Here is a 25,691-nt window from a genome sequence, read left to right as displayed (position 1 = left end):
CGACGGGCGTCGCGGTAGCTCGATGTCTCTGTCTTTGGATCGGGTCCTCGGGGGAGCCGGCGCCAAACCGCGGCCGGCTCCCCCGGGTCCCGGGCGGCGGCTAGGCGGGGAGGCCGCCGACCTGGGTGTTGATCCAGGAGCGGATCGACGGGAGGTCGCCGTAGATGGACGGGCCGGTGGCGCAGGTGGCGCTGCCGTTGCCGGAGCGGCTGGTGGCGCCGATCAGGTTCCAGCGGCCGCTGACCAGCCGCACCTGCGGGCCGCCGGAGTCGCCGTAGCAGGCGCCGGCGTTGCCGTTGGTGTTGTTGGTGCAGATCTCGACCGGGCCGTCGATGCCCAGGCAGCGGCTGTCGGCGACGATCGACGTGTCGAGCTCGTTGGCGACGGTCGGCGCCGAGCCGCAGCCGCGGGTCGGGCAGGTCTGACCCCAGCCGATGATCCGGGTCGCGGTGCCGACGGCGCCGGAGGTGGTCGGGATCGGGGCCGGCGCGTACGTCACCGAGCTGGCCAGGCGCATCAGCTTGACGTCGGCCCGGGAGTGGCTGACCGAGCCGTTGACCGCGACGACGGTGCCGCCGCTGGTGCGGTTGACGCTGCCGACCCGCACCGACGACGGCGTCGGGCAGTGGGCGGCGGTGACGACCCAGTTCGCCTTGACGAGCGAGCCGGTGCAGCCGGAGGTGTATACGAGGAACGAGTAGTTCTCCGAGGCCGGCCGGCCGTTGACGATCAGCGGGACGATGCCGCCGCCGGGCTCGCCTGCGCTCGGTGACGCGTTCGCCGGCACCGCGCCGGCGGCGAGCGCCGTGAGGGCGACGACGGCGCCGAGCGCCGCGGCCGACAGTCTGCGAAGGAGCATGGGTAGACCTCCTGGACGTCGTGGTGCGGGGGTGACCCCGGCCGCACTCTATCCATTAGGGGAAATCTATCGATGCTCTGTGAAATCCCGGATGCTCCCTATCGCCGGATGATGGTGCCGCCCGCGAGACGGGCGAGGGCCGGCGACCGGCCGAGACCGGTCGCCGGCCGCCACTGCGACCGCGTGCGGGAGCGGGGTCAGACGCGGCCCGCGCCGGCGCCCGCGGTGACGGACGCCTTGACGGCGCCGGACGGCTGTGCGGTGTAGCCGTACGGGATGGCCGCCACGGTGCCGTTGACCTCGCACGGGCCGGAGTTGGTCAGCGAGTTGTCGCGCGCCACCAGCCGGCCCGGGTCGGACTCGGCGTACCCGCTCGCCGACCAGCACGCCTGCTGCACGTTCTCGAAGACGTTCCCCTCCACGAGCACGCCGGCGTCCATTGTGGAGGCGATGGCGTACGAGGAGGTGTTGTTGTCGACGTTCGTGTAGTAGTTGTTGAAGACGTGGACCGTCTCGCCGAAGCGCACCCGCGGGCTGCGCTCGAAGGTCCGGTCGAACCAGTTGTGGTGGTACGTGACGCGCAGGTGCCCCTCGTCCTCGCCCGCGTTGCCGTCCGAGTGGCCGATCAGCGAGGTCTTCCAGTGGTCGCGGACGATGTTCCAGGAGACGGTGACGTAGTCGCCCGCGTGGGTGATGTCGATCATGCCGTCGTAGAAGTCGACGTCGTCCTCGATCGTGCTGGAGAGGGTGTTGTGGTCGATCCAGATGTGCGTCGCGTTTTCGATCTGGATCGCGTCGCCGCCCGGCACGCCGCGGATGTTGAGGTTCTGGATGATGACGTTCGCCGGCCGCATGTCCTCGATGTTGAGCGTGGTGCCGGAGACGCCGGAGCTCGCGCCGACGCCGCGAATCGTCTTGTCGGCCGTGATCTCGATGGTGCCCGAGCCGCTGAGCATGCCGTTGACGAGGATGGTCCGGGCCCCCGCGGCCTGCGCCTGGGTCCGCAGGTCGGCCCAGCTGCTGACGGTCACGGTCGAGCCGCCCGCCCCGCCGGTGGTGCCGCCCGCCTGGGTGGCCCAGCCGACGATCCCGCCCGGCGGCGGTGGCGTGGTGGTCGGCGGTGGGGTGGTCGGCGGCGGCGTCGTGGGAGTCGGCGAGACCGGGGGCGATGTGGACGGTGAGGTCGGCGGCGCGGTGGTCGGCGTGGGGCCGGCCACGTCGGTCACCAGCACGTTGTCGAAGGCGCCGGCGGCGTAGTTGGCCACCAGCCCCGCGCGCCCGGTGCCGTACGAGCTGTCCGATGTGGACACGAGCTGGGCGCCGTCGACGGAGCCGACGAGCGAGCCGCCGGTCGCGCTCAACGACAGCGTGTGCGAGGTGCCGGTGGCCGTGGCGTACGGCGCCGAGGCGAGGGTGGTGGTCGCCCCCTTGCGGATCTGCACCGAGGTGGGGGTGAGCACGAGCGCGTAGAAGTTCGACGAGCTCTGTACGCGGGCCGCGATGCCGATACCGCGCGAGGTGGCGGTGCCGAACGCGGTGGCCCGCACGGTCGCCGACACGGTCACCGTGCCCCAGGACGTGGAGCCGGCGAGCGACTTGGCGCTGGCGCTGCTGCCCGACTGGGTGTACGCGCCGGACGACACCGACCAGCTGCCGCCCGAGGTGCTCCAGCCGCTGGCGTTGCCGTCGGCGAAGTCGTCGGAGAAGAGCGTGGCCGCGCTCGCGGCGGTACCGATGGTGAACACCAGCGCGGTGACGGCGGCGGTCACGCCCGCCACCAGGCCGATCCGGGTGCCCGTGCCCCGCCGCCGGGGCGGGCCGGGTTGCGCTGCCTGCACTTGGGACCTCCCTGCGTTGGGAATGCGCTTTCCTGCCAACGTAGAAAGGGGACTTAAGGCCGTCAATGGGCGCTATTTGCAGGTTTGTTGCATGACATCCGCGAAACACCTGAAGCCGGCCGTCGGCCGGCGCGGATATGCGGGCTATTGCCGGGTTTGAGGTGCCGCCAGACCGGCTCGTATTCGCAGGATTGACGCCATCCTATGGCAAGCGCTTTCCCGCCGCGAGTCCGCACCGCCGCCAGGCTCGCGCTTTCGCCGCGGTGGTCGAGGTGACGACCGGGGTCCATGCATGGGCGGCGCGGTGGTGGGTAGCCCTTGCCCATGGGCCGACAAGCGACGATCGTCCGCGGGCTGCTCGCCGGGGCGGCGGGCACCGCGGTGCTGGACGCGGTCACGTACCTCGACATGGCCACGCGCGGGCGGCCGGCCAGCACCACCCCGGAGCGCAGCGTCGAACGCCTGGCGAAGGCCGGACACATCCCGCTCGGTGCGGGTGAGTCCGCCGGCAACCGGCGTACCGGTCTCGGCGCGCTGCTCGGATACGCGACCGGTGCGGGCGTGGCCGCGGGCTACTGCGCGCTGGTCGGCCGCCGGCTGCCCTGGCCCGCCGCCGCGGCGTTGCTCACCGCGGCGGCCATGGCCGGCTCGAACGCGCCGCTGACGCTGCTCAGGGTCACCGATCCGCGCCACTGGTCGGCGGCCGACTGGGTCGCGGACGTGGTGCCCCACCTCGCCTACGGCGCGGTGACCGCCGCGACGCTCGACCGGCTGCGCTGACCTCCCGCCGCCCCACGCGGCTCGCGGTGTAGTGGTCGGCGCGGCGCGCCGACCGGAAGCGACGCGGACGGTGATGCCGCGGGAGCAACGGTCCGGACCACGGCGGACATCGCGGTAGCTCAAATCCCGAAATGGCTCTCGGAGCCCCTGACCGCGCGCCTGGCAAGCAGAAAGGCGACAGGGACCCGGAGCGGTCGCCGCGCTACCGTCGACTGAGGACCGGAGAGGGCTTTCGGAGTCGGGTCGATGGCCTGTGATCGAAGCTCCTTTCACGTCGTTCTAACGACTTGAGGGGAGCTTCGATCACAAACGTGGGGAGTCCGGGAGGCGGGATGACCACGACGTCCGACACCGGGCGGGCAGCGCCGGCGCGGGAGGCGGACGCGCTGCCCGAGCTCCGCTCGGTGTGGTGGGAGGGCGGCATGCGGGCCCGGGCCGAGGCCAGCATCGCGGCCGTGCTGGCCGAGCTGCCGAGGCTGGTGCGCGAGGCGTTCCGGGTGAGCTGGCGGGCCAGCCGCGCCCGGACCGCGGTCATCGTCGGCGCCACGCTCGGGTCGGGGACGATGGCGACGTTCGGGTTGCTCGCCACCCAGCAGGTGCTCGTCGGGCTCTTCTCCGGCGGCCCCACGCCGGAGCGGGTGCGGGCCGCGCTGCCCGCGCTGGTCGCCCTCGGCGCGCTGACCACCGTGCGGGCCGCGCTGGGCGCGGCCACCGGCTTCGCCTCCAACGGCCTGACCCCGCTGGTCGACCGGTCCGTGCAACGCAACCTCTACGAGACCACCACGCGGGTACGGCTGGAGTCGTTCGACCAGGACACGTTCAGCGACGAGATGGAACGCGCCTGGCGCGGCTGCGACTCCACCACCTTCCTCGTGCAGGCGGCGATCAACCTGCTCGCCGGCACCGTCAGCCTGCTCGCCGTCGCCGCCGCGGTCGTGGTCATCCACCCGCTGCTGCTGCCGGCGCTGTTCCTGGCCACGGCGCCGGGCGCGTGGGCGGCGCTGCGGGCCGGGCACCTGCAGTACCAGACGTACCTGGCCGGGACGGTCCGCCGCCGGCGCCTGTACCTGCTCAACCACCTGATGGCCGTGCGGGACCCGGCCGCCGAGCTGCGCTCCTACGGGCTGCGCACGTTCCTGCTCGGCCAGTACGACCGGGTGATGACCGCGGAGACCGCGATCCAGCTCCGCCTGGCCCGCCGGGTCACGGTCACCACCAGCGTCGGCGCGGCGATCGGGGGTGTCGCCACCGCCGCCGTGTACGTGCTGCTGGGGCTCCTGCTCGTCGACGACCGCATCCCGCTCTCGGCGGCCGCCACCGGCGTCATCGCGGTACAGGCCGCGCAGCGGGCACTGTCCACTGTGACCTATCAGGTCGACCGGCTGTACACCGAGGGGCGCCACTTCCGCGACTACACCGGCTTCATGGAACGCGCCGACGAGTACCTGCCGCCACCGGCCGGCGCGCTCGCCCCCGACCCGCTCGCCACGCTGAGCCTGGAGGACGTGACCCTCACGTACCCGGACCGCGACGCGCCGGCCGTGGCCGGGGTGAGCCTGCGCATCCGGGCCGGGCAGATGGTGGCGTTCGCCGGCGAGAACGGCTCCGGCAAGAGCACCCTCGCCGCCGTGGTGGCCGGCCTCCGCACGCCCGACTCGGGTGTCGTGCGCTGGAACGGGGTACCCACCACCGACCTCGACCCCGACCTGCTGCGCGCCCGGATCGGCGTGGTGTCGCAGGAGTTCCACAAGTGGCCGTTCAGCGCCGCCACCAACATCGCCATGGGCGACATCGACCACACGCCCGGCCAGCCCCGCATCGAGGCCGCCGCGACCAAGGCGGTCGCCCACGACATGATCGTGGACCTGCCGCACGGGTACAGCACGATGCTCGACCGGGCGTTCGCCCAGGGCCAGGACCTCTCCGGCGGGCAGTGGCAGCGCATCACCGCCGCGCGCGGCTTCCTGCGCGACACCGACCTGCTCATCATGGACGAACCGTCGTCAGCGCTGGACGCCCCCGCCGAGGCGGCGCTCTTCGACGCGGTCCGCGCCCGGCACGGCGTCAAGACGACCGTGCTCATCACGCACCGGCTGGCCAACATCCGCCACGCCGACGTCATCTACGTCATGCACGAGGGGCGCCTGGTCGAGCAGGGCACCCACGAGGAACTGATCGCGGCGGGCGGCCTGTACGCGAAGTGGTTTCGCCTGCAGAAGCTCGGCTACAGCGACGACTGAAGAGCCAGCTCCGCCGTGGTCGGTGCCCAAGGCGCGATCACGGTATGTCGAGCGCGTCGCTGGTCGCTTTCCGTACGTCGTCGAACGCGAGCTCTGGAATCCGGTCCGTGCGGAACCATGCGTACGCGTCGTTTTCCGGGGACAGCCGGATGTCGTCGCCGGGGGCCAGGGAGCAGAGAAAGGCTATGCCGATGGTCTCGAGTCCCGTCGAGCCGTAGACGGAGGCATACGTGCCGATGACGCGAATATCCGTGACGGTACAACCGATCTCCTCTTCGGCTTCCCGTATCAGGCAGTCCTCCGCTCGCTCACCAGGGGCGAGAAACCCGCCAACCGCGTCCCACTTACCCTTTTGCGGGTCGTTCGTCCGCCGAAGAAAGAGGTACTCCTCACCTCTGCGAATTATGCCGATAGTGCTTGGAAGAGGATTGTTGTATTTGACAAAACCGCATTCGGGACATCGCACATATGGGTTACCATCGTCGCCCAGGCGTTCAAGCTCAGCCGAACACCGAGGGCAGTATTTCCAATCCCTCATGGGTGCCAGAGCGTAGGCGGCGGGATAGGGAAAGTCAAATCCGAGAATTTCACTCTCGGCCGAGCTCGGCCAACCAGGACGATCGTCGCGCCACCGACTCTCGCATTGCTGACCGCCATGTCGCCTCCGGACGCTCGAACACCTTGATGTCCCGCACTCTCAAGGTCTTGGCAATCGACCCGGATCGAGGGTCGTGCCTGATATCCGTCGCATCCAGGAGGACCTGGAAGGCTTGCGCACCCTCTGGAATTCCTTCGCGTATCTGCCCGAGCAGCCTCCGATCGTTGAGTAACAACTCCACGGATCGTGTGCCCGGGCCGTGGGCGCCGGCGACGCTCACGAGCGACCGCCCACTCTCGTAGGCCACCGGTGTCAGGAAGTTCGGGACCTTCGTGATGAGCAATAGGTCCGTGTGCAGGAGGCCGCTGTTTGAGACGACCGGAAAGATGGGACGAGCCGAGCCGCTTGTCTCGTCGATTATCGGCCAGTTCGGACGGCGCGCTCTACCGGCACCGGGAACGAACCTCTCGTACTGCGCCGAGACGAGGGTCCTGTCCTCTTCCCAACGGTAGGGCAGCTTGACCGGCGTCGAGACGAAGCGCATACCGCCGGCCCCGGCCTTACGCGTGTACCCGAACGCGAGGCGGGTGACCGCTTCCGCCTCCGGACTGCCTATGAGCACGAGACCGTCGTCCAAGGAGACCTCCACCCGATCCAGCATCGCGAGGACGCCGGCATCGTGCGCCCTCGCGATGTCGTAACCGGCCATCGTCACAAAGGCGGCCAGGTCGTCTGGATGTGGTTCGCCGCGTTTGTACAGTGGATGATGCATGGCCACTCGGTAGCTGTAGAGGTCCGGTTCGCCGAATCCCAGAAGTTGCTTCGCCTCGCGCGCCAGCCGCAGTGTCTCCCGCTTCTGCTTGATCCAGGATCCAAGTTTGCCGAGCAACTGAAAACCACTCGACGTTGCCCTCGCGGCACCGGAAATCTCTCCGCCTGAGATCATGCTCGACCCCAACCACAGCTCGACCTCGTGCCATTGTGACATCGCGAGATGGATCAATGCGCGAGCACGACTCACCCGGAGCGGGGAGGGTCAGTGGGTGAAGAGCTTGACCGCCGTGATGACGGTCTGCGTGACGCCGTAGCCGAGCAGGGCGGCGACCAGCAGCCACGACACCCACAGCCGCGCGGTCTGGTTCTCGGGGGGTTGTGGCTCGGTCATCGGGCCGGGCTCCCTTCGGCGGCGACGGTCTGCGGTGGGCTGGTGGCGGGGCGGCCGGCGGGCGGCTCGTGCAGGTGGTCGGGGACGGGCCGGATCAGCAGGTTGGCCACGAAGCCGATGGCCAGCACGCCGACCATCGTGAAGAGCGCCGGCCGGTACGCCTCGGCGGTCAGCGTGCCGGGCTTGCCCTGCGCGTCGAGGAAGCCGTTGACGATGAGCGGGCCGGCGATGCCCGCCGCGGACCAGGCGGTCAGGAGGCGGCCGTGGATCGCGCCGACCTGGAGGGTGCCGAACAGGTCCCGCAGGTACGCCGGGACGGTCGCGAAGCCGCCGCCGTAGAACGACAGGATGACGCCGGCCAGCAGCACGAACAGCGCGGTCGCGAGGTGCCCGACCGAGGCGAGCAGCGCGTAGAGCACCATGCCCACGCCGAGGTACAGCAGGTAGATGGGGCGGCGGCCAATCAGGTCCGACGTGGACGACCAGGCGAAGCGGCCGGCCATGTTGAACAGGGACAGCAGCCCCACGAAGCCGCCCGCGGCCGCGACCGTCACGGTGGACGTGGTGCCGTCCCGGAAGAAGTCCTGGATCATCGGGCTGGCCTGTTCCAGGATGCCGATGCCGGCGGTGACGTTGCAGAAGAGCACCACCCACAGCAGCCAGAAGGAGCGCGTCCGGATCGCGTTCGCGGCGGTCACGTGCCCGTTGGTGACCAGCGGCCGGGCCGCCACGGCCGCGGGGTCGAAGCCGGCCGGCCGCCAGCCCGGCGGGGGTACCCGGACGTTGACCACGCCGAACATCATGATGACGAAGTAGCCGATGCCGAGCGTCACGAAGAGCCCGACCAGCGCGCCGCCGGACGCGACCGAGCTGGCGTTGGCCGAGTCGTAGCCGGAGTCGTAGAGCTCGAGCAGCTGGCGGGAGAGCGGGCTGGCGACCATCGCGCCGCCGCCGAAGCCCATGATGGCCAGCCCGGTGGCGAGGCCGGGCCGGTCCGGAAACCACTTGATGAGCGTGGAGACCGGTGAGATGTAGCCGATGCCGAGCCCGATCCCGCCGAGGAAGCCGTACCCCAGGTACACGAGCCAGAGCTGCTTGGTCGCGATGCCGACGGCGCCGACCAGGAAGCCGGAGGCCCAGAAGGACGCGGATACGAACATGGCCTTGCGCGGGCCGTTCGCCTCGACCCACGTGCCGCCGACCGCCGCGGACAGGCCGAGCATCACGATGGCGATGCTGAAGATGACGCCGATCGCGGTCTGGCTGGCGTCGAAGTGCGCGATGAGCGAGTTCTTGTAGACGCTCGTCGCGTACGCCTGCCCGATGCACAGGTGCACCGAGAGGGCCGCCGGTGGGATCAGCCAGCGGCTGTACCCCGCCGGCGCGACGGTGTGCTCGTGGTCCAGCGCTGACAGCAGCGGCACGGTGCACCTCCGGACGTACGCGAATGAAGTTCCATGTATTGATCGGAACCTAATGCGCATGTCGGGCGATGCACGCCCAGCGGTCGAAGTGGCGCGCCCGGCGGCGCGCCGGGTGAGCCGAACGGCGCGGCCGGCGCCGTGGACGCCGGCCGCGCGACCCGGGTCGGGGGGGGGGGGCGGGGGGGGGGGCCGGGCGCGCGGGGGGCGGGGCGCGCCCCCCCCCCCCCCCGCGACCCGGGTCAGGCGATGAACCGGAGGCGGCGCCGCCGGGCGATCACGTAGCCGGCGACGCCCGCCGCGAGCAGCAGGCCGCCCGCGGCCGCGGCCGCCCCGGTCGCCGCGCCGGTCACCGGCAGGCCGCCACCGCCGCCGCCCGACGGGTTGACGACGATCTTGGCGGTGTCGTTCGCCGGGTCGGTGTCCCGCTCGAACGTCGGTGCGTCCTCGCCGTTGATGGTGACCGTGCCGGTGGCGTCCGCGAGGACCTCGTCGATCCGCAGCTGGAACGTGACCAGGTCGGCCTCGCCCGCGGCCAGGGAGATGGCCGGCAGGCAGAGGTAGTCGCGGGCGCCGGGCTCGCCGGGATGGTCCGGGTCCATCCCGCCGCCCTTCAGCGGGAAGCACTCCGCGGGCGCGGCGACCGCCGTCGTACCGGTCGGGATCGCGACCCGGACCGACGTGACCGGCTCGCCGCTGCCGTTGGTGTCCAGGTCGGCCGGACCGTTGTTGACCACGCCGACCTCGACGGCGACGGTGTCGCCCGCCGCGCCGGCCGCGGTGTCGCCGACCGCGGCGAGGTCCACCCCGTGCTGCCCGGTGACGGTGATCTCCAGCAGGGACGAGTTGTCGAACGGGTCGATGTCGGCCTGGACCCGGCCCGCCTCGACGCCGGCGACCTCGGTCAGCGCCACCTCGCCCTCGGTGCCCGGCTCGCCCGGCGAGACCCCGCGGTCCTCGAGGTAGGCGACGAGGTCCTCGTACTCGGCGTTGGTCAGCCACCGGACGCTGGCGAGCTCGTCGCTGGGCGCCACGTTGGCCGGGTCGAGCACGAAGGCGAAGGCGCCGGCGTACGTCGCGCCGGGGCGCAGCGTGCCGCCGAACGTGCAGCTGCGCACGTCGTCACCGCTGTACCGGCAGTTGCTGTAGCGCGTGCCGGGGTGCAGCTCCTCGTCGTTCTCGAAGAGCACCGTGACGCCTTCGACGGCCGTCTCGCCGACGTTCGCCACCCGCGGCGAGGCGGTGAACGCCTGCCCCGGCGCCGCAGACAGCTTGACGTCCGGACCGGCGGCGACGTCGACGCCGTCGCCGACCCGCACGGTGCCCTCGTGGCTGACCGGTGCCAGGCCCTGCGCGCCGAACGTCACCTTCAGCTTTCCGCTGTCGCCGGCCTCCGCCCCGGGCGCGGCCTCGAGGACCACGTCGAAGAGGCCGCGCAGTCCGCCCTCGTCGAGCGAGACCTCGTACGGCTTGGTGCAGACCAGGACGCGGGCGGAGGGCGACGTGCAGTCGCCGAACCCGTCCGGCTCCGCGACGTCGACGACGCCGGCCAGGTCCGTGGCGTCGAAGGTCATGGTCGGCTCGTGCAGGACGACCGACTCGGACGCGGCCACGGTCGGGCCGTCGACCAGGCCCGGCCCGCCGATCGCGACGGTGGTGTCGGCGACGTAGACGGCGAGTTCGGCGGGGGCCGCCGCGCCGGCCGGTATGGCGGTGGCGGCGACCCAGGCGCCGGCCACACCGAGCCCCGCGAGCCAGCGCAGGGCGTTCTTGACGTGCATGGGGGGTTCCTCCGTGGGATGGGGTGAAGCTGGCGGATCTTAAGGTCCGCGCAGCCGGTACCGCCACCCCGTTCGGCGATTGGTCCGGCTTGCCGGACCGGGAAGCGCCGGAGCGGTCAGGACGGGGCGTCCTCGCCGTCGCGGCGGCGCAGCTCCGCTTCCCGGCGGCGCAGGTCCGCCTCCCACTTGCGCAGCAGCTCCTCGTCCTCCCGGCGCTCGCGGGTCTTGCTACGCAGGAACTCCGGGTCGTCGTCCGGGGCGAGCGGGCGGGGGCGCTCGTACTCGGGGAAGCCACTGCCCGGCCGCCACGCGCCGGCCCGGCCGACCCGCCGGCTCTGCGGCCGGCCGGCGACGAACCAGACGATCGGCCCGATCGGCGGGAACAGCAGGATGATGAAGACCCAGGCCACCTTCGGCAGGTTGCGTACCGCGAACTCCTCGCTGGAGAGGCAGTCGATCAGCGCGATGACGACCAGCACGAGGTCGACCAGGAACAACAGACCATAGAGACGGATCACGGCGGACATCATGCCGTGCCGACGGCGAACCGTGTGCCCCGTCCAGCCTGTGCCAGGGGGGTGGCCGCGGCGACCGGGCTCACCAGGGCGGCATCCGGCAGATCGAGCGGGCCCGGCCGGCCGCGATCCTGCTCGGCGAGGGGCGCGCGCCGGTCGAGGTGGTCGACCGGCTCGGGTACTAGCGGTTCGCCGGACGGCGGCCTCGGCCGCCGTCCGGCGTCCACATCAGACGTCGCGGAAGCAGGCCTGGACCGCGAAACCGTAGTACTCGACCGGATTCCCGAACGGGATCACGAGCCATCCGTTGCCGTTGCTGACCCCGCACGCCGTGTAACGATCCCCCAGCGCGTAGCCGATGCAGTTGTACTGGCCGCCACTGCGCCCCTGGGTCAGGACCGGCGCGTCGACCCGCGGGGCGACGCGGATGTTCACCGACGTGGCGGTCACCGCCACGCGGCCGGTGTCGCAGTAGGAGATGAGCGGCGACGCCGCCCCGCCGGCCGGCGCGGCTCGGGCGGGCGTGGCCACCAAGCCGGCACCGGCCACCGAAACGCCCACTGCCGCGACGACGGCCAACGACCAGCGTTTGACAGAACTGATCACGTGATCCTCCCCATTTGATCCGCGAACGGCGGTCTGCCTCCATCGTCGGCCCGCTGGACTCTCGGGACGGATGTCATTCGGCCGGCGCCGAATGACCCAGGTCGGCGGCGAGTCAGCTGCGCGCGCCGGTGGCCTCCCCACCGTCTCGCGGGCAGGTCGGGTGCCCCGTTCGTGCGTGCAGCTCCAGAGCTCCGCGCACGCGCGTCTCGGTCCGGGCGGCGGCGCGCGGAAACCCGCGCGGAGCCGGCAGCGGGGCCCCCGGCGCGAACGGTCCGCCACTGATGCGGGCCGGGGCAAATCAGATTGGAATACCGCTCAGGCGGCCTTCTTCGCCGCGCCAGCCTTCTTCGCCGCGCCAGCCTTCTTCGCCGTGCCAGCCTTCTTCGCCGTGCCAGCCTTCTTCGCCGGACCAGCCTTCTTGGCCGCACCAGCCGCACCGGCTTTCTTGGCCGGAGCCACCTTCTTCTTGGCCGGAGCGGAGGCCGCCTTCTTCGCTGCGGCGGCCTTCTCGCGGCCGCCCTTACGGGCCTCGCCCCGCGAGCTCTTCGCCGCGTCGACGCTGCGGCGCAGGACGTCCATCAGGTCGGTCACGTTCGTGGCCTCGGGGGCCCGCTCGGCCAGCGTGACCTCGGCGCCCTGCTTCTTCGCCTCGATCAGCTCCCCGACCCGGTCGGTGTACGTGTCGCGGTAGTCGGCCGGCTGCCACGCGGTGCTCATCGAGTCGATCAGCTGGCCGGCCATGCGCAGCTCCTGCGGGCTCAGCTTGACCTTGCCGGGCAGCGAGTCGAGCTGGTCGTGGGGGTCGCGGACCTCGTCGGCGAAGTGCATCGTCTGGAGCACCAGCAGGCCGTCCTGCGGGCGGATCGCGGCCAGGTACTCCTTGCTCCGCATGACCAGCGTGCCGATCGCGGCCCGGTTGGCCTCGGCCATCGCGTCGCGGAGCAGGGCGTAGGTCTTGGCGGTCTCGTCGCCGCCCGGCGCCAGGTAGTACGTGCGCTGGTAGTAGACCGGGTCGATGTCGTCCAGGGCGACGAACGCGTGTACCTCCAGCGACCGCGAACGCCCGGGCGCTACCGCGTCGAGGTCGTCCGGGTCGAGCATCACGTACTCGCCGCCGCCCACGTCGGCGCCCTTGACGATGTCGGCGAACTCGACCTCGTCGCCGGTGCGCTCGTTCACCCGGCGGTAGCGGATCCGGTCGCTGGTCCCCTTCTCGAACTGGTGGAAGGACACCTCGTGCTCCTGTGTGGCCGAGTACAGCCGCACCGGCACGGACACCAGCCCGAAGCTGATCACACCACTCCAGATCGGCCGCGCCACGCCGTCTCCTCTCCCTCTCCTGACGGGACAACTACCCACCGCCGCCGGAGACAATCCCGCGCGGCAGATGATCGAGAGCCTTGACTGTCCGGCGGGCGGCAGGCTAGCTTCGGAGTTCTTCCGGAAGAATTCCGAAAGCGAGCGCGACATGCGTAGCTCGACCCCCACGATCCTGCTGATCGCCGCCCTCGTGACGACCTCCGCCCCACTGCCCGCCGCCGCCCGGGGCTTCGTCGAGGCGAACGGGTACGTCTCGATCGAGGCGGACCACTACAGCGGGGCGGTCGGCGGCTGGCGGGTGATCCCCCACATCGGACGGACCGGCAACGGGGTCACGCCGGTGCCGGTCGCCGCGCCGAGCCAGGTCCCGGGCGGCGGCAGCCCGCGCCTGGAGTACACGATGACGCTCACCACCAGCGGCCCGGTCACGGTCACCGCGTACCTCTCGCCGCGCAACAACGTCCTGCCGACCGAGGGCCTGCGGTACGCGGTCTCGATCGACGGCGAAGCGCCCCAGGTCGTCAACGTCACGGCGGCCACCGGCGCGAACGACACCACCATGAACCGCCAGTGGGAACGCAACACCTCCGACAACGTCAACCGGACCACGACCACGCACACGGTCGACCGCCCCGGCGTACACACGCTGAAGCTGTGGATGGTCGACCCGACCGTGGTCGTACAGAAGCTGGTGGTGGCCACCGCGCCGCTGCCGTACAGCTACTTCGGTCCGCCCGAGAGTGTGAGGGTCCGATGATGCGCCGCCACCTCGCCGCGTTCGCGGCCGTTGCCCTGCTCGCCGCGTGCGGCGCGCCCGACTCCAGTGGCTCGGCCACCCAGACCGGCGGCGCCGTGCCGCAGAAGCCCGCCTCGGCGGTCAACCTCAACATCCTCGACGTCGCCGGCAACCTGCAGCTGACCCAGGGAATGATCGACGAGTTCGTGGAGCGGAACAAGGACGTCGTCGCGAAGGTGACCTACTCCAAGGCGCCCTCGCCGGAGCTCGTCGGCAAGATCAAGGCGCAGCAGGGCGCCAACCGGGTCGACATCGACCTGGTGCTGACCGGCGTCGACGGGCTGGCCTCCGGCATCGACCAGGGGCTCTGGATCGACCTGCTGCCCACGTACGCCGACCGGGTGCCCGGCATGACCGGCTACTCCGAGGGCGCGGCGGCGATGCAGAAGCTGGCCGGCAACGCGGGCGTCACCATCACCTACTACCCGTCCGGCCCGCTGATCGAGTACCTGCCGAAGAACGTGCCGAACCCGCCCACCACCGCCCAGGCGCTGCTCGACTACGCCAAGGCCAACCCGGGCGCCGTGCAGTACGCCCGCCCCTCCAACTCCGGACCGGGGCGCACGTTCCTGATGGGGCTCCCCTACCTGCTCGGCGACACCGACCCGAAGGACCCGGTGAACGGCTGGGCCAAGACCTGGGCGTACCTGAAGGAGCTGGACAAGTACGTCACGCTCTACCCCTCCGGCACCGGCGAGACGATGAAGAACCTCGCCAACGGCTCCGCGAAGATCATCGTCTCGACCACCGGCTGGGACATCAACCCGCGGGTGCTCGGCACCGTACCCAAGGAGGCGAAGATCGGTACGCTCCAGGGCTTCCACTGGGTCACCGACGCGCACTACGCGGTCGTGCCGAAGGGCGTCTCCACCGACAAGCAGGCCGCCGTGCTCACCCTGCTGGCCTGGATGCTCACCGCCGAGCAGCAGGCCAAGGCGTACGACAAGGGCTACTTCTACCCCGGCCCGGCGGTCAAGGACGTACCGCTGTCGATGGCGCCGCAGGAGAGCCGGGCGGCCATCGAGGAGTTCGGCCGCCCCGAGTACGAGAGCCTCATCGCCGGCAACCCGCTCGAGGTCCCGCTGGACGCCAAGGCGCTCGTCGAGGCGTTCGGCAAGTGGGACCGCGAGATCGGCGGCGGCAAGGTGGCGAAATGACCGAAGGCTTCGCGGAGCTGCGGCTCGACGGGGTGAGCCGCAGCTTCGGTGGGCACGAAGCCCTCGCCGACCTGACCCTCACCATCCGGCGCGGCGAGTTCATCGCTCTGCTCGGCCCCTCCGGCTGCGGCAAGTCGACCGCGCTCAACTGCCTCGCCGGCCTGCTCCCGCTCACCCGCGGCGGCATCTGGCTGGACGACCGGCGGCTCGACACGCTGCCGCCGGAGCGGCGCGGCTTCGGCATGGTGTTCCAGAACTACGCGCTCTTCCCGCACATGTCCGTCCGGGGCAACGTGGCGTTCGGCCTCCAGATGCGCCACCTGTCCCGCGCCGAGGTGCGGCGCCGCACCGACGAGGCCATCCGCCTGGTACGGCTGGAGGAGCACGCCGCCAAGCTCCCCGGCCAGCTCTCCGGCGGCCAGCAGCAGCGGGTCGCGATCGCCCGCGCGGTCGTGCTGGAGCCCTCCCTGGTGCTGATGGACGAGCCACTGTCCAACCTGGACGCCAAGCTGCGGCTGGAGATGCGGACCGAGATCCGGCGGCTGCACCAGTCGCTCGGCCTCACCACCGTGTACGTGACGCACGACCAGGAGGAGGCCCTCTCCCTCGCCGACCGGCTGGTGCTGCTGCGCGACGGCCGCACCCAGCAGGTCGGTACGCCGGAGGAGCTGCACGGCCGCCCGGCCAACTGGCACGTCGCCGACTTCATGGGCTACCGCAACCTGCTGCGCCTGCGGGCCGCCACGGTCACCGGCGCGGAGGCGGGCGTGGAGGGCGACGGCCTGCGCCTGACGGGTACGCCGGTCGGCGTGATCCAGCCGGGCGACCCGGTCGTCGCCGCCGTGCGCCCCGAGGACGTACGGATCGCCGAGGGCGCCGGCGTGCCCGCCACGGTGGAGGTGGTCGAGTACCACGGCCGCGAGGTGGCGGTCGAGGCCCGCACCGCCGAGGGCGTGCGGCTGTACCTGCGCGACGCGGCCGCCACCCGCCCCGCGCCCGGCGACAAGGTACAGTTCACTGTGGACCCGGCGCGGCTCCTCGTCTTCCCGGCGTCCACATGAGACACTCCACCGCCCTCCGGCACCGCCTCGCCGAGCGCGGCATCGACCGCCAGCTCCTGCTCCTCGTGCCGGCGGCCGCGTTCGTCGTGCTGCTCTTCGTCTACCCGTTCCTCTACGGCGTCGGCCTCTCCTTCCAGCCCGAGCGGGGCGGGCCGTTCTCGGCCTACCGGGAGTTCTTCGCCGACGCGTACCAGCGCGACACGATCCTCACCACGCTCCGCCTCGCGCTCCCCGCCGCGCTGCTCAACGTCGTGGCGTCGGTGCCGATCGCCTACCGGATGCGCGGCAGGTTCCGCGGCAAGCGGCTGCTCACCACCCTGCTCGTCGTACCGGTCACGCTCGGCACCGTGCTCACCGCGCAGGGACTGCTCAACTTCCTCGGCCCGACCGGCTGGTTCAACCGGATCCTGCCCGGCGACCCGGTACGGCTGACGAACAACTACTGGGGCGTGTTCTTCTCGCTCGTCATCACCGGCTTCCCGTTCGCGTTCCTGCTCGTCCTCTCGTACCTGTCCGGCATCGACCCCACCCTCGAACGGGCCGCCGCCACCCTCGGCGCCGGCAGCTGGCAACGCTTCCGCCGGATCACGCTGCCGCTGCTCGCACCCGGGCTGGCGACCACGTTCTGCCTGACGTTCGTGCTGGCGTTCAGCGTCTTCCCGTCGGCCGTGCTGGTCGGCGACCCCGCCGGCTCCACCCGGGTCATCTCGATCGCCGCCTACGAGGAGGCGTACGTGCGCTACGACTACCCGATGGCCGCCACGATCGCGGTCATCATGGGCGCGGTCGAGCTGCTGGTGATCGCCGCCGTACTCGGCTGGCGCTCGCTGCTCTACACCGGCTCGACCGCGGGAGGCAAGGGATGAGGCCACGGCGCTCCATAGTGGCCAGACCGGCCGCCTGGCTGGTGTGGGGGCTCGTCGCGTTCTTCTTCGTCAACCTGGCCGGCGTCATCGGCTCGGTGGTGGTCAGCTCGTTCGGCACCCGCTGGTTCGACACCTGGCTGCCGGAGGGCTGGACCGCCGACTGGTACTCCGCCGCCTGGGACGAGTTCGACCTGCTGCACGTGCTGCTGGTGACTGTCGAGGTCTCCGCGCTCGTGGTCGGCATCTCCGTCCTCATCGGAGTCCCCGCCGCGTACGTGCTGGCCCGCCGCTCCTTCCTCGGCCGCCGCGTGCTCTACCTGCTCTTCCTGCTGCCGATCCTGATGCCCCCGATCACCTACGGCATCCCGCTCGCCACGGTCCTCTACAAGTACGGCTTCGCCGGCCACCTCTCCGGTGTCGTGCTCGCCAACCTGGTCCCCTCGGTGCCGTTCGTCATCCTCACCATGACCCCGTTCATCGAGCAGATCGACCCCGCCATCGAACGCGCCGCCCGCATGTGCGGCGCCCGCACCCGCCACGTGTTCCTGCGCATCCTCGCCCCGCTGCTCGTGCCCGGCATCCTCGCCGCCTCGATCCTGGTGCTGGTCCGCACGGTCGGCATGTTCGAGCTGACGTTCCTCACCGCCGGCCCGGACTCGCAAACCCTCGTCGTCGCCCTCTACTACTCGATGTCCGCCGCCGGCATCCGCGCCCAGCAGTCCGTCGACGCGATGGCGGTCATCTACACGTCGATGATGCTCGTGCTCGTCGTGGTCGCCCTCCGCTTCGTCAACCCCACCCAGCTCGTCGCCCGCGTCAAGGAGGACGTCGACTGAAAGAATCGGGCTACCGCGACGCCCGCCGTGGTCCAGACCGTCGCTCCCGCGGCCTCACCCTCCGCACCCGGTCGCGGCCACCCACTCATCCCCGCCACCCACCACCGCGCCGCCCCAGGCCGACGCGTGCGTGCGGGAGGCTCTCAGGCTCCCCCGCCTACGCATGCGGCGCGACAGCCTCTCGCCCATCGGCGCTGGTCCCACTCACGTGAGTTCGATCAAGGCCGTGAACTGGACACGCCAAGGACCGCTTGGCCGCCACCCGGCCCCCGGACGGCGATCACCGGGCGGTCGTCGAGATCGTGGTACGCAGGTGCCCCCGGGCGGGCGGATCCGTACCACGATCTGCTGGGACGGTCCGCCGTTGAGCCGTGCGTCCCTCGATCAGGCCGATCTCGCAGCGCCGATCAAGGCAAGAATGCGGTCGGCTCGGGCGGGCCGGTGATCGTTCGCCCGCAATCGGCGCCATGCGGTGCGCGAAGCGCCATATCGCGGTCCCGCATGCATGCGACTCCGGGGGGTGCTGCGCCGAGATCGGCGTGCGCGTGTCTGAACTGTCGATCGAGGAGACGCCCGCCCGGCCGTCCATGGTGCGCACCGACGACACCCACCCACCCACCGCGCCGCGCCAGACCGATGCCTGTGCGCGGGAGGCTCTCAAGCTGCCCCGCCTGTGCGTGCGGTGCGACAGCCTTCGCACGCACACGCCACGCATGCCGCACCGGTTCCAACCGCGCGTGCAGCTCCGCGCGGACACGCCAGGCATTTCGCGCAAACCTTCGCCCGTCGGCGCGTGCGGCGCGAGAACCTCCGTCGCACGTGCTGCGCATCCCGGCTCACAAGGCTCACCCCGCCCTGCGCGTGCCGGCCCCAGAGCTCCCGCCCGCTCACACCCACGCATCCCGTGCAGGGGTTGCCCCGTCCGCGCGTGCAGCTCCAGAGCTCCCGCCCACACACACCCACGCCTCCCGTTCACGGGTTGCCCCGTCCACGCGTGCAGTTCGAGAGGTCCGCGCACACATACCCCCGCGCACATACCCCCCGCGGATGCCGCACAGCCCCGTCCGTGCGTGCAGATCGAGAGGTCCGCGCACGGACACCCGGCGGATGCGGTCGCAGGGTCGTGCGTGCCGCACCGACGGGACCCGGCGGGCCCCGAAACCCCGGCAGGCACCGAACTCCAGCGGACACCAAACTCCGGCGGGGCGGGGCGGCGGCGAAGGACCGCGACGTGGCGGTGGAGCGCGGCCGTGGCGGTGTGCGTGTGGAGTGCGGGGCTTGGCGCGCGGACCTGGCAGTGGAGGCCGGGGCAGTCGGCGAGCGCTGCGAGCCGCCGGCCGGAGCGGTGCCCGCGGGAGCGTGCGGTCCGCGGCTGGCGCGGACCGGGGCGAAATCGCTTGGGGAAGGGTCGGGGCGGGGCCGGCGGCTATCGGATTTCGGCCCTTGACCTTTCGTAACGCGCGGGAAATACTGCGGGGGTTGTTAGCGCTCACATTGATCTATGTGCGTGGTGCGATGTTATCGCTCACATAGGGAGGGACGCATGCTTCGACGACGCGGGCTTCTCGGGCTGGCCACCGCCGCGCTGATGGGTGTCTCGGTCGGGTCGGCGGCGCCGACCGTGGCGGCGCCGGCCGCGGTGCCGGAGTACCAGATCAAGGTCGACCCGGCCGGGCGGGGTGTCGAGATCAGCGACCGGATGTACGGCATCTTCATCGAAGACATCAACTTCGCCGCGGACGGCGGCCTCTACGCCGAGCTCGTGCGCAACCGCTCCTTCGAGTTTCTCCCGGCCGACAACCAGTCGTACACCGGGATGACCGCGTGGACGGCCGGCGGTGCGGGTGGCGGTGCCGGCGCCGCGGCGACCGTGGACGACGCCGGCCGGCTCGACGAGCGCAACCGCACGTATCTGCGGCTCGATCTGTCCAATCCGGACGGTGGCCGCTTCGGTGTGACGAACGCCGGCTACAACACCGGGTTCGCTCTCGGCGCCGGCGAACGATACGACTTCTCGGTCTGGGCGCGCACCGACGCGCCCGGCGGCACGCCGGTGACGGTCACGCTGCACGACGCGGACGGCGCGGCCCTCGCGGCGCCGCTCGCGCTGAGCGTGCGCGGCGACGGCTGGGCGAAGTACACGGGCACGCTGCGCGCCACCCGCACCACCGACCGGGGCCGGCTCTCGGTGCGCGCCGCGGGCACCGGCACGCTGCGGCTGGACATGGTCTCGCTCTTCCCCCGCGACACCTACAAGGGGCGGCCGAACGGGCTGCGTCGCGACCTCGCCGAGAAGATCGCCGCGCTCCGGCCCGGCTTCATCCGGCTGCCCGGCGGCTGCCTCGTCAACACCGGCAGCATGTACGGCTACGACGCCGCGTCCGGCTTTCCGCGCGCCCGCTCGTACCAGTGGAAGGATACCGTCGGCGCGGTCGAGACCCGGGCGACCAACGCCAACTTCTGGGGCTACAACCAGTCCTACGGGCTCGGCTACTTCGAGTACTTCCAGTTCGCCGAGGACATCGGGGCGATGCCGCTGCCGGTGGTGCCGGCGCTCGTGACCGGCTGCGGGCAAAACCGCGCCACCGACGACGAAGCCCTGCTGCGGCGCCACATCCAGGACACGCTCGACCTGGTCGAGTTCGCCAACGGGCCGGTCACCTCGACCTGGGGCGGGCTGCGCGCGCGCATGGGCCACCCGAAGCCGTTCGGGCTCACCCACGTCGCGGTCGGCAACGAGGAGAACCTGCCGGACCAGTTCTTCGCGAACTTCCAGCGGTTCCGGTCGGCCATCGAGGCCCGCTACCCGGACATCACCGTGGTCAGCAACTCGGGGCCGGACGACGCGGGCGGCACGTTCGACCGGCTGTGGGAGCTCAACCGGGCCTCCGATGTGGACATGGTCGACGAGCACTATTACAACAGCCCCACCTGGTTCCTGCAGAACAACGCCCGCTACGACGCCTACGACCGCGCGGGACCGCAGGTCTTCCTCGGCGAGTACGCGTCGCAGGACAACAAGCTGCTCAACTCGCTCGCCGAGGCGGCGTACATGACCGGGCTGGAGCGCAACGCCGACATCGTGAAGATGGCGTCGTACGCGCCGCTGCTGGCGAACATCGACCACGTGCAGTGGCGGCCGGACCTCATCTGGTTCGACAACGACGAGTCGTGGGGCTCGACCAGCTACCAGGTGCAGAAGCTCTTCATGAACAACGTCGGCGACCGTACCGTGCCGACGACGATGACCGGGCCGGGCAGCCAGCCGCAGCCGATCACCGGCCGCATTGGACTGTCCACATGGGCCACCTCCGCCACGTACGACGACGTGAAGGTGACCGCACCGGACGGGACGGTGCTGTTCGGCGACGACTTCTCGACCGGGGCGGGCGCGTGGACGCCGGTCGCCAACCGCGGCACCTGGGCGGTGGTCGACGGGGCGTACACCCAGTCGGACACCGCGGCGCAGGACACGATGGTGGCGGCCGCCGACATCACGGCCACCGACTACGACTACAGCGTCAAGGCGACGAAGAACGCCGGCGCCGAGGGCTTTCTCGTCGGCTTCGGCGTCAAGGACTCCGGCAACTTCTACTGGTGGAACCTGGGCGGCTGGAACAACACCCAGGGCGCGGTCGAGAAGGCGACCAACGGCGGCAAGGAGATCATGGTCGCCAAGCCGAACTCGGTGACCACCGGCACCACCTACGACATCCGGATCCAGGTGCGCGGCACGAAGGTCACGCTCTTCCTCGACGGGCAGGAGTGGGGCGGCTTCACCGACGACCGGGTGACCCAGCCGTTCGCCCAGGTCGTCACCCGCGACGACGCCAGCGGCGAGCTGATCGTCAAGGTGGTCAACGCCCAGGAGAAGGCCGCCGTCACCCGCGTCGACCTGGGCCGCCTCCGGGTGCGCGACAAGGCCCGGATGACCGTGATCACCGGCGACCCGGGCGAGCAGAACACCCGTACCGCCGAGCCGATCCAGCCGGTGACGACCACAGTGGACGGTATTCGCTCGGCGTTCACCTGGACGTTCGCGCCGTACTCCGTCACGTTCCTGCGGATCAAGACCAGGTGAGGTGGGACACGATGGCAACCCTCGACCGGCGCGCCCTGCTCAAGGGCGCCGCGGCCACCGGCATCGTGGCCGGGCTCGCCACGTCGACGCTCGCCCGCTCCGCCGTGGCCGGTGACCCGGACCGCTCGGACGCGGAGATCTACGGCGTGCCGACCGCCGACCCGCTGATCGAGCAGCGCGCCGACCCGTTCATCACCCGGCGTACCGGCGGCATGTACTACTTCACCGGCTCGGTGCCGGAGTACGACCGGCTCGTCGTGCGCGGCGCGCCGACCATCGCCGGCCTGGCCGCGGCGGCGGAGACGGTGGTGTGGCGGCGGCCGGCGAGCGGGAAGATGGGCGGCCACATCTGGGCGCCGGAGCTGCACCGGATCGACGGCCGCTGGTACATCTACTTCGCGGCCGGCGACTCCGACGACGTGTTCCGGATCCGGATGTACGTGCTGGAGTCGCCGCTGCCCGACCCGCGCGACCCGGCCGGCTGGACGCTGCGCGGGCAGATCGCCACCGAGTGGGACAGCTTCTCGCTGGACGCCACCACGTTCGCGCACCGGGGGCGGCGGTACCTGGTGTGGGCGCAGAGCGAGCCGGAGATCGCGGTCAACTCCAGCCTCTACATCGCCCGGATGGACACGCCGTGGTCGATCGCCACGAAGCCGGTACGCCTCACCACGCCGACGCGGAGCTGGGAGATCCAGGGGTTTCGGGTCAACGAGGGGCCGGCGGCGATCGTCCGCAATGGACGGGTGTTCCTCACGTTCTCGGCGAGCGCCACCGACGCCCGGTACTGCATGGGTCTGCTCACCGCGGACGCCGGCGCGGACCTGCTCGACCGCGCCTGCTGGGCCAAGACGCCCGACCCGGTCTTCGTGACCGACGAGCGGACCCGGCGGTACGGCCCGGGACACAACACGTTCACGGTCGCGGAGGACGGCGTCACGGACGTGCTCGTCTACCACGCCCGGGACTACCGGGACATCACCGGCGACCCGCTCTACGACCCGAACCGGCACACCCGCGTGCAGAAGCTCTACTGGCACCGCGACGGCACGCCGCTGTTCGGGGTGCCGGTGGGCGAGGGCGGACCGATCGTGCGACTCTCCCCTGTGGACGCGCGCGACGCGTACGTGCGGCACGAGGAGGGCGCGCTGCGGGTCCAGCGTGACGTGCGGGAGCTGGCGAGCAGCCAGTTCCGGTTCGTCGCCGCGGCCGCCGGCGACGGCACCGAGACCATCCAGTCGGTCGACCTCCCCGACCGGTACGTCGCGGTGGTGGGCGGCACGGTCCGGCTCGACCCGGTCGAGACCGCCTTCCACCGGGTACGCGGCGCCGGCGGCGTGGCGCTGCGGCTGGCGGCGGACCCCGAGCGGTACCTGCTGCACGACCAGGGCCGGCTGACCGTGGGATCGCCGGGCGGCGCGCGCGGCCGCTTCCTGCTCAGCTGAGCCGCCGCCGCCCGCCCCACGCCCGTGATCGAAGCTCCCGTCAAGTCGTTCTAGCGACGTGAAGGGAGCTTCGATCACGTGGAGGGGTGCTCTGGCAGAATCGGGCGGGTGTACGAGCCCGTCGTCGAGGCGCTGCTCGCGTCGGCGGAGCCCGCGATCCGGTGGAAGGTCCGGGCGCGGGTCCTGGGCGAGCCGGCCGACTCCCCCGCGATGGCGGCGTTGCGCGAGGAGGTGCGCGGCTCGGCCGTGGTCCGGCGGCTGCTGGCACCGCTCGGCGGGGCGGGGCGGCCCGGGGTCTACGCCAAGTGGCAGGGGGCGCACTGGGCGCTCAGCGCGCTCGCCGACCTCGGCTACCCGCCCGGCGACGAGACCCTGCACCCGTTGCGCGAGCAGGTGCTCGACGAGTGGCTGCACGAGTCGTACCAGCGGGATGTGGAAATCGCGACCAAGTCGGCGGCCTACGGGCGGGCTGGCGTGCCGGTCGTGCGGGGCCGGCACCGCGCGCACGCCTCGCAGCAGGGGAACGCGCTCTGGTCTCTGACCAGGCTCGGCCTGGCCGATGGGCGCTGCGACCGGCTGGCCGGGCTGCTGCTGCACTGGCAGTGGCCCGACGGCGGCTGGAACTGCGACCGCGACCCCGCGGCCGACACCTCGTCGTTCTTTGAGACGCTGCTGCCGATGCGCGGGCTGTGGGCGCACGGGACGCCGGAGGCCCGGAGCGCCGCGCGGGCGGCGGCCGAGGTGTTCCTGGTGCGGCGGCTGGCGTACCGGGTGAGCAGCGGGGCGCTCATCCGGGCCGAGTTCGCCAAGCTGCACTACCCGCTGTACTGGCACTACGACATCCTCGGCGGGCTCAAGGCGATGGCCGAGCTCGGCCTGCTCGGCGACCCGCGCTGCGCCGACGCGCTGGACCTGCTGGAGTCGACGCGGCTGGCGGACGGCTGGCCGGCCCAGGCGCGCTTCTACCGGACCTCCGGCGACATCGCACCGCACAACGACTGCGTCGACTGGGGCGGGACCAGCGCGCGGCGGGCCAACCCGTGGGTGACCGCCGACGCGCTGGCCGTGCTGCGGGCCGCGGGCCGCCTCGACTGACCGCTACCGGCAGCGCCAGACCACCGCCTGGATGGTGCCGGACGCGTCGTCGGACTGGCCACCGATCGTACGGCCGTCGTCGCTGAGCGTGCTGGCGATGGTGGAGAGGCCGTCCGGTGCGCGGTCCGCCAGGTCGGGCAGGACCACCGTGCGGTCGCCGGCGACCAGCACCGCGCGGCCCTGACCGTCCGCGCCGACCTGCCAGCCGTGTGCGTTCGTCGCGTCCACGTGCTCGAGGCCGTCGAGGACGCGGACCTCGCCGGTACGGACGTTCCAGCGCACGGCGGCGGTCTTGACGCCCTTGGCGCCGTCGCCCTTGCGGCCGATGCCGTTGGTGGCCATGCCGGTCGCCCAGCCGTCGCGGACGCTGTCGACGGTGGCGGTCGCGGCCGGCTCGCCGTCGATGGCCGGCATCGGAAGCTGGCGGTGGGTGCCGTCGGGCAGCCAGACGTACGCCCGCTCGTAGTCGAGCGTGCCGACGACCGTGCCGTCCTCGTCGATGTCGCTGGCCCGCGCCTCGGACGTGCCGGCGGGCACCGGCAGCCGGGTCGGCGGCGCCGTCGCCGACCGCCAGAGCAGCGCGTGGCCGCTCTCGTCGGCACCGGCGATCGCGCCGGCGTCGTTCACGGCGTACGCGGAGCCGCGGGCCACGCCGGGCAGCTTCGACACCGTGCCGTCGCGGTAGACGTACGGGACCGGTCCGGCGTCGCCCTCGCCGCCGGTGTAGCTCCAGCCGACCGCGGTGCCGGCCGAGTTGACGTCGGTCAGCGACTCCTCCAGGTCGCCGGGGAGCAGCACCTTCGTGGCCGTGCCGCCGTGCCAGACCACCGCCTGGTACTGGCCGGGCCGCGGGTACGAGCGTCCCACGAGGTACCGGCCGGTCGGGTCGGCGCCGGTGACCAGGGCCATCGGCGCGCCGTCCGGGGCGGGCAGCCGTTCGAGGGCGCAGCTTGCCGGCGGGGCCGCCGCCGGGGTGGTGGCGGTCGGCGGCCCGGCGATCGCCCCGGCCCGCGGTGCGGTGTCGCGGACCAGCCCGGCCGCCACGACCGACGCGCCGGCGACGGCGAGGACGGTCACCGCGGCGGCCCCCGTGTACCCGACCGCGCGGCGGGCCCGGCGCCGGCGCCCGTCGGCGACCGCCCGCCGGACGTCCACGGTGGACGGTGTGCGCGGCTCGTCGTCCAGCGACCGCAGCAGCTCGATCTCGGTTGGCATCTATCGGCTCCTCAGT

At 71.8% G+C, this 25,691-nt stretch carries 21 protein-coding genes; 10 read left to right on the top strand and 11 right to left on the bottom strand.

Annotated elements, in window-relative coordinates:
* Positions 1-100 precede the first annotated feature (100 nt).
* Together RB614_RS06220 and RB614_RS06215 are read right to left on the bottom strand one after the other, a co-directional pair.
* On the bottom strand, positions 101-859 hold the full coding sequence (locus RB614_RS06220; RefSeq protein WP_308711390.1) for a S1 family peptidase: 759 nt from the start codon (positions 857-859) through the stop codon (positions 101-103).
* 197 nt (positions 860-1,056) lie between these two features.
* Complete coding sequence (locus RB614_RS06215) at positions 1,057-2,697, bottom strand: pectate lyase family protein (protein WP_308711389.1); 1,641 nt, start codon at positions 2,695-2,697, stop codon at positions 1,057-1,059.
* Positions 2,698-3,021: 324 nt separating this feature from the next.
* Here RB614_RS06215 and RB614_RS06210 point away from each other — a divergent pair, with 324 nt between their 5' ends.
* Both RB614_RS06210 and RB614_RS06205 read left to right on the top strand, forming a co-directional pair.
* On the top strand, positions 3,022-3,477 hold the full coding sequence (locus RB614_RS06210; protein WP_308711388.1) for a hypothetical protein: 456 nt from the start codon (positions 3,022-3,024) through the stop codon (positions 3,475-3,477).
* A 332-nt stretch (positions 3,478-3,809) separates the two neighbouring features.
* Positions 3,810-5,717 carry an ABC transporter ATP-binding protein gene (locus tag RB614_RS06205; protein WP_308711387.1) on the top strand — a complete coding sequence of 636 codons (1,908 nt, stop codon included), beginning with the start codon at positions 3,810-3,812 and terminating at the stop codon, positions 5,715-5,717.
* A 37-nt stretch (positions 5,718-5,754) separates the two neighbouring features.
* Here RB614_RS06205 and RB614_RS06200 read toward each other — a convergent pair whose 3' ends face one another.
* From RB614_RS06200 to ku, 8 genes are all read right to left on the bottom strand, one after another.
* The gene (locus RB614_RS06200; RefSeq protein ID WP_308711386.1) at positions 5,755-6,255 is read right to left on the bottom strand and encodes an NUDIX hydrolase; all 501 of its coding nucleotides are present in this window, start codon (positions 6,253-6,255) and stop codon (positions 5,755-5,757) included.
* Positions 6,256-6,304: 49 nt separating this feature from the next.
* A complete protein-coding gene (locus tag RB614_RS06195; protein WP_308711385.1) occupies positions 6,305-7,204 on the bottom strand; it encodes a hypothetical protein in 900 nt (299 codons plus the stop codon).
* 147 nt (positions 7,205-7,351) lie between these two features.
* Positions 7,352-7,480 (bottom strand): MFS transporter small subunit, encoded by a 129-nt coding sequence (locus RB614_RS06190; protein ID WP_308711384.1) that lies wholly within the window; start codon positions 7,478-7,480, stop codon positions 7,352-7,354.
* A complete protein-coding gene (locus tag RB614_RS06185; protein WP_308711412.1) occupies positions 7,477-8,898 on the bottom strand; it encodes an OFA family MFS transporter in 1,422 nt (473 codons plus the stop codon). Before RB614_RS06185 ends, RB614_RS06190 begins: the two co-directional genes overlap by 4 nt.
* 245 nt (positions 8,899-9,143) lie before the next feature.
* A complete protein-coding gene (locus RB614_RS06180) occupies positions 9,144-10,682 on the bottom strand; it encodes an LPXTG cell wall anchor domain-containing protein (RefSeq protein ID WP_308711383.1) in 1,539 nt (512 codons plus the stop codon).
* A gap of 116 nt (positions 10,683-10,798) precedes the next feature.
* Entirely contained in the window at positions 10,799-11,200 is a 402-nt protein-coding gene (locus tag RB614_RS06175; protein ID WP_308711382.1) for a PLD nuclease N-terminal domain-containing protein, read from the bottom strand.
* Between the two features lie 225 nt (positions 11,201-11,425).
* Positions 11,426-11,803: an SH3 domain-containing protein gene (locus tag RB614_RS06170; RefSeq protein WP_308711381.1), complete on the bottom strand. Its 378-nt coding sequence runs from the start codon at positions 11,801-11,803 to the stop codon at positions 11,426-11,428.
* Positions 11,804-12,118: 315 nt separating this feature from the next.
* On the bottom strand, positions 12,119-13,123 hold the full coding sequence (gene ku, locus RB614_RS06165) for a non-homologous end joining protein Ku (RefSeq protein ID WP_308711380.1): 1,005 nt from the start codon (positions 13,121-13,123) through the stop codon (positions 12,119-12,121).
* A 148-nt stretch (positions 13,124-13,271) separates the two neighbouring features.
* Between ku and RB614_RS06160 the strand changes: the two genes are divergently transcribed.
* The 8 genes from RB614_RS06160 to RB614_RS06125 all read left to right on the top strand — a co-directional run bounded on the left by RB614_RS06160 (position 13,272) and on the right by RB614_RS06125 (position 24,460).
* Positions 13,272-13,880, top strand: coding sequence for a hypothetical protein (locus RB614_RS06160; protein ID WP_308711379.1), 609 nt, complete (start codon positions 13,272-13,274; stop codon positions 13,878-13,880).
* A complete protein-coding gene (locus RB614_RS06155; RefSeq protein ID WP_308711378.1) occupies positions 13,880-15,076 on the top strand; it encodes an ABC transporter substrate-binding protein in 1,197 nt (398 codons plus the stop codon). Before RB614_RS06160 ends, RB614_RS06155 begins: the two co-directional genes overlap by 1 nt.
* The gene (locus tag RB614_RS06150) at positions 15,073-16,137 is read left to right on the top strand and encodes an ABC transporter ATP-binding protein (RefSeq protein ID WP_308711377.1); all 1,065 of its coding nucleotides are present in this window, start codon (positions 15,073-15,075) and stop codon (positions 16,135-16,137) included. Before RB614_RS06155 ends, RB614_RS06150 begins: the two co-directional genes overlap by 4 nt.
* Complete coding sequence (locus tag RB614_RS06145; RefSeq protein WP_308711376.1) at positions 16,134-17,003, top strand: ABC transporter permease; 870 nt, start codon at positions 16,134-16,136, stop codon at positions 17,001-17,003. The genes RB614_RS06150 and RB614_RS06145 overlap by 4 nt, the downstream gene beginning before the upstream one ends.
* A complete protein-coding gene (locus tag RB614_RS06140) occupies positions 17,000-17,839 on the top strand; it encodes an ABC transporter permease (protein ID WP_308711375.1) in 840 nt (279 codons plus the stop codon). Before RB614_RS06145 ends, RB614_RS06140 begins: the two co-directional genes overlap by 4 nt.
* A 1,543-nt stretch (positions 17,840-19,382) precedes the next feature.
* A complete protein-coding gene (locus tag RB614_RS06135) occupies positions 19,383-21,920 on the top strand; it encodes an alpha-L-arabinofuranosidase C-terminal domain-containing protein (protein ID WP_308711374.1) in 2,538 nt (845 codons plus the stop codon).
* Between the two features lie 11 nt (positions 21,921-21,931).
* Positions 21,932-23,365, top strand: a complete 1,434-nt coding sequence (locus tag RB614_RS06130; protein ID WP_308711373.1) for a family 43 glycosylhydrolase — start codon at positions 21,932-21,934, stop codon at positions 23,363-23,365.
* A 108-nt stretch (positions 23,366-23,473) separates the two neighbouring features.
* Positions 23,474-24,460 carry a hypothetical protein gene (locus tag RB614_RS06125; protein ID WP_308711372.1) on the top strand — a complete coding sequence of 329 codons (987 nt, stop codon included), beginning with the start codon at positions 23,474-23,476 and terminating at the stop codon, positions 24,458-24,460.
* 3 nt (positions 24,461-24,463) lie between these two features.
* Here the strand turns inward: RB614_RS06125 and RB614_RS06120 are convergent, their stop codons facing one another.
* Positions 24,464-25,675, bottom strand: coding sequence for a hypothetical protein (locus tag RB614_RS06120; RefSeq protein ID WP_308711371.1), 1,212 nt, complete (start codon positions 25,673-25,675; stop codon positions 24,464-24,466).
* Between the last annotated feature and the right edge of the window lie 16 nt (positions 25,676-25,691).

This window comes from Phytohabitans maris (assembly GCF_031085175.1).
Classification (GTDB): Bacteria; Actinomycetota; Actinomycetes; order Mycobacteriales; family Micromonosporaceae; genus Phytohabitans; species Phytohabitans maris.
The sequence above is the reverse complement of the archived record's forward strand: the minus strand, read 5'-3'. Positions and strand labels throughout refer to the sequence as shown.

Bases quoted from the DNA above. Each gene is read 5' to 3' on its own strand.
- RB614_RS06120 (WP_308711371.1), bottom strand. From the start codon at position 25,675: ATGCCAACCGAGATCGAGCTGCTGCGGTCGCTGGACGACGAGCCGCGC.
- RB614_RS06160 (WP_308711379.1), top strand. From the start codon at position 13,272: ATGCGTAGCTCGACCCCCACGATCCTGCTGATCGCCGCCCTCGTGACG.
- RB614_RS06220 (WP_308711390.1), bottom strand. From the start codon at position 859: ATGCTCCTTCGCAGACTGTCGGCCGCGGCGCTCGGCGCCGTCGTCGCC.
- RB614_RS06135 (WP_308711374.1), top strand. From the start codon at position 19,383: ATGCTTCGACGACGCGGGCTTCTCGGGCTGGCCACCGCCGCGCTGATG.
- RB614_RS06210 (WP_308711388.1), top strand. From the start codon at position 3,022: ATGGGCCGACAAGCGACGATCGTCCGCGGGCTGCTCGCCGGGGCGGCG.
- RB614_RS06205 (WP_308711387.1), top strand. From the start codon at position 3,810: ATGACCACGACGTCCGACACCGGGCGGGCAGCGCCGGCGCGGGAGGCG.
- RB614_RS06180 (WP_308711383.1), bottom strand. From the start codon at position 10,682: ATGCACGTCAAGAACGCCCTGCGCTGGCTCGCGGGGCTCGGTGTGGCC.
- RB614_RS06190 (WP_308711384.1), bottom strand. From the start codon at position 7,480: ATGACCGAGCCACAACCCCCCGAGAACCAGACCGCGCGGCTGTGGGTG.
- RB614_RS06155 (WP_308711378.1), top strand. From the start codon at position 13,880: ATGCGCCGCCACCTCGCCGCGTTCGCGGCCGTTGCCCTGCTCGCCGCG.
- RB614_RS06130 (WP_308711373.1), top strand. From the start codon at position 21,932: ATGGCAACCCTCGACCGGCGCGCCCTGCTCAAGGGCGCCGCGGCCACC.
- RB614_RS06145 (WP_308711376.1), top strand. From the start codon at position 16,134: ATGAGACACTCCACCGCCCTCCGGCACCGCCTCGCCGAGCGCGGCATC.
- RB614_RS06150 (WP_308711377.1), top strand. From the start codon at position 15,073: ATGACCGAAGGCTTCGCGGAGCTGCGGCTCGACGGGGTGAGCCGCAGC.
- RB614_RS06140 (WP_308711375.1), top strand. From the start codon at position 17,000: ATGAGGCCACGGCGCTCCATAGTGGCCAGACCGGCCGCCTGGCTGGTG.
- RB614_RS06200 (WP_308711386.1), bottom strand. From the start codon at position 6,255: ATGAGGGATTGGAAATACTGCCCTCGGTGTTCGGCTGAGCTTGAACGC.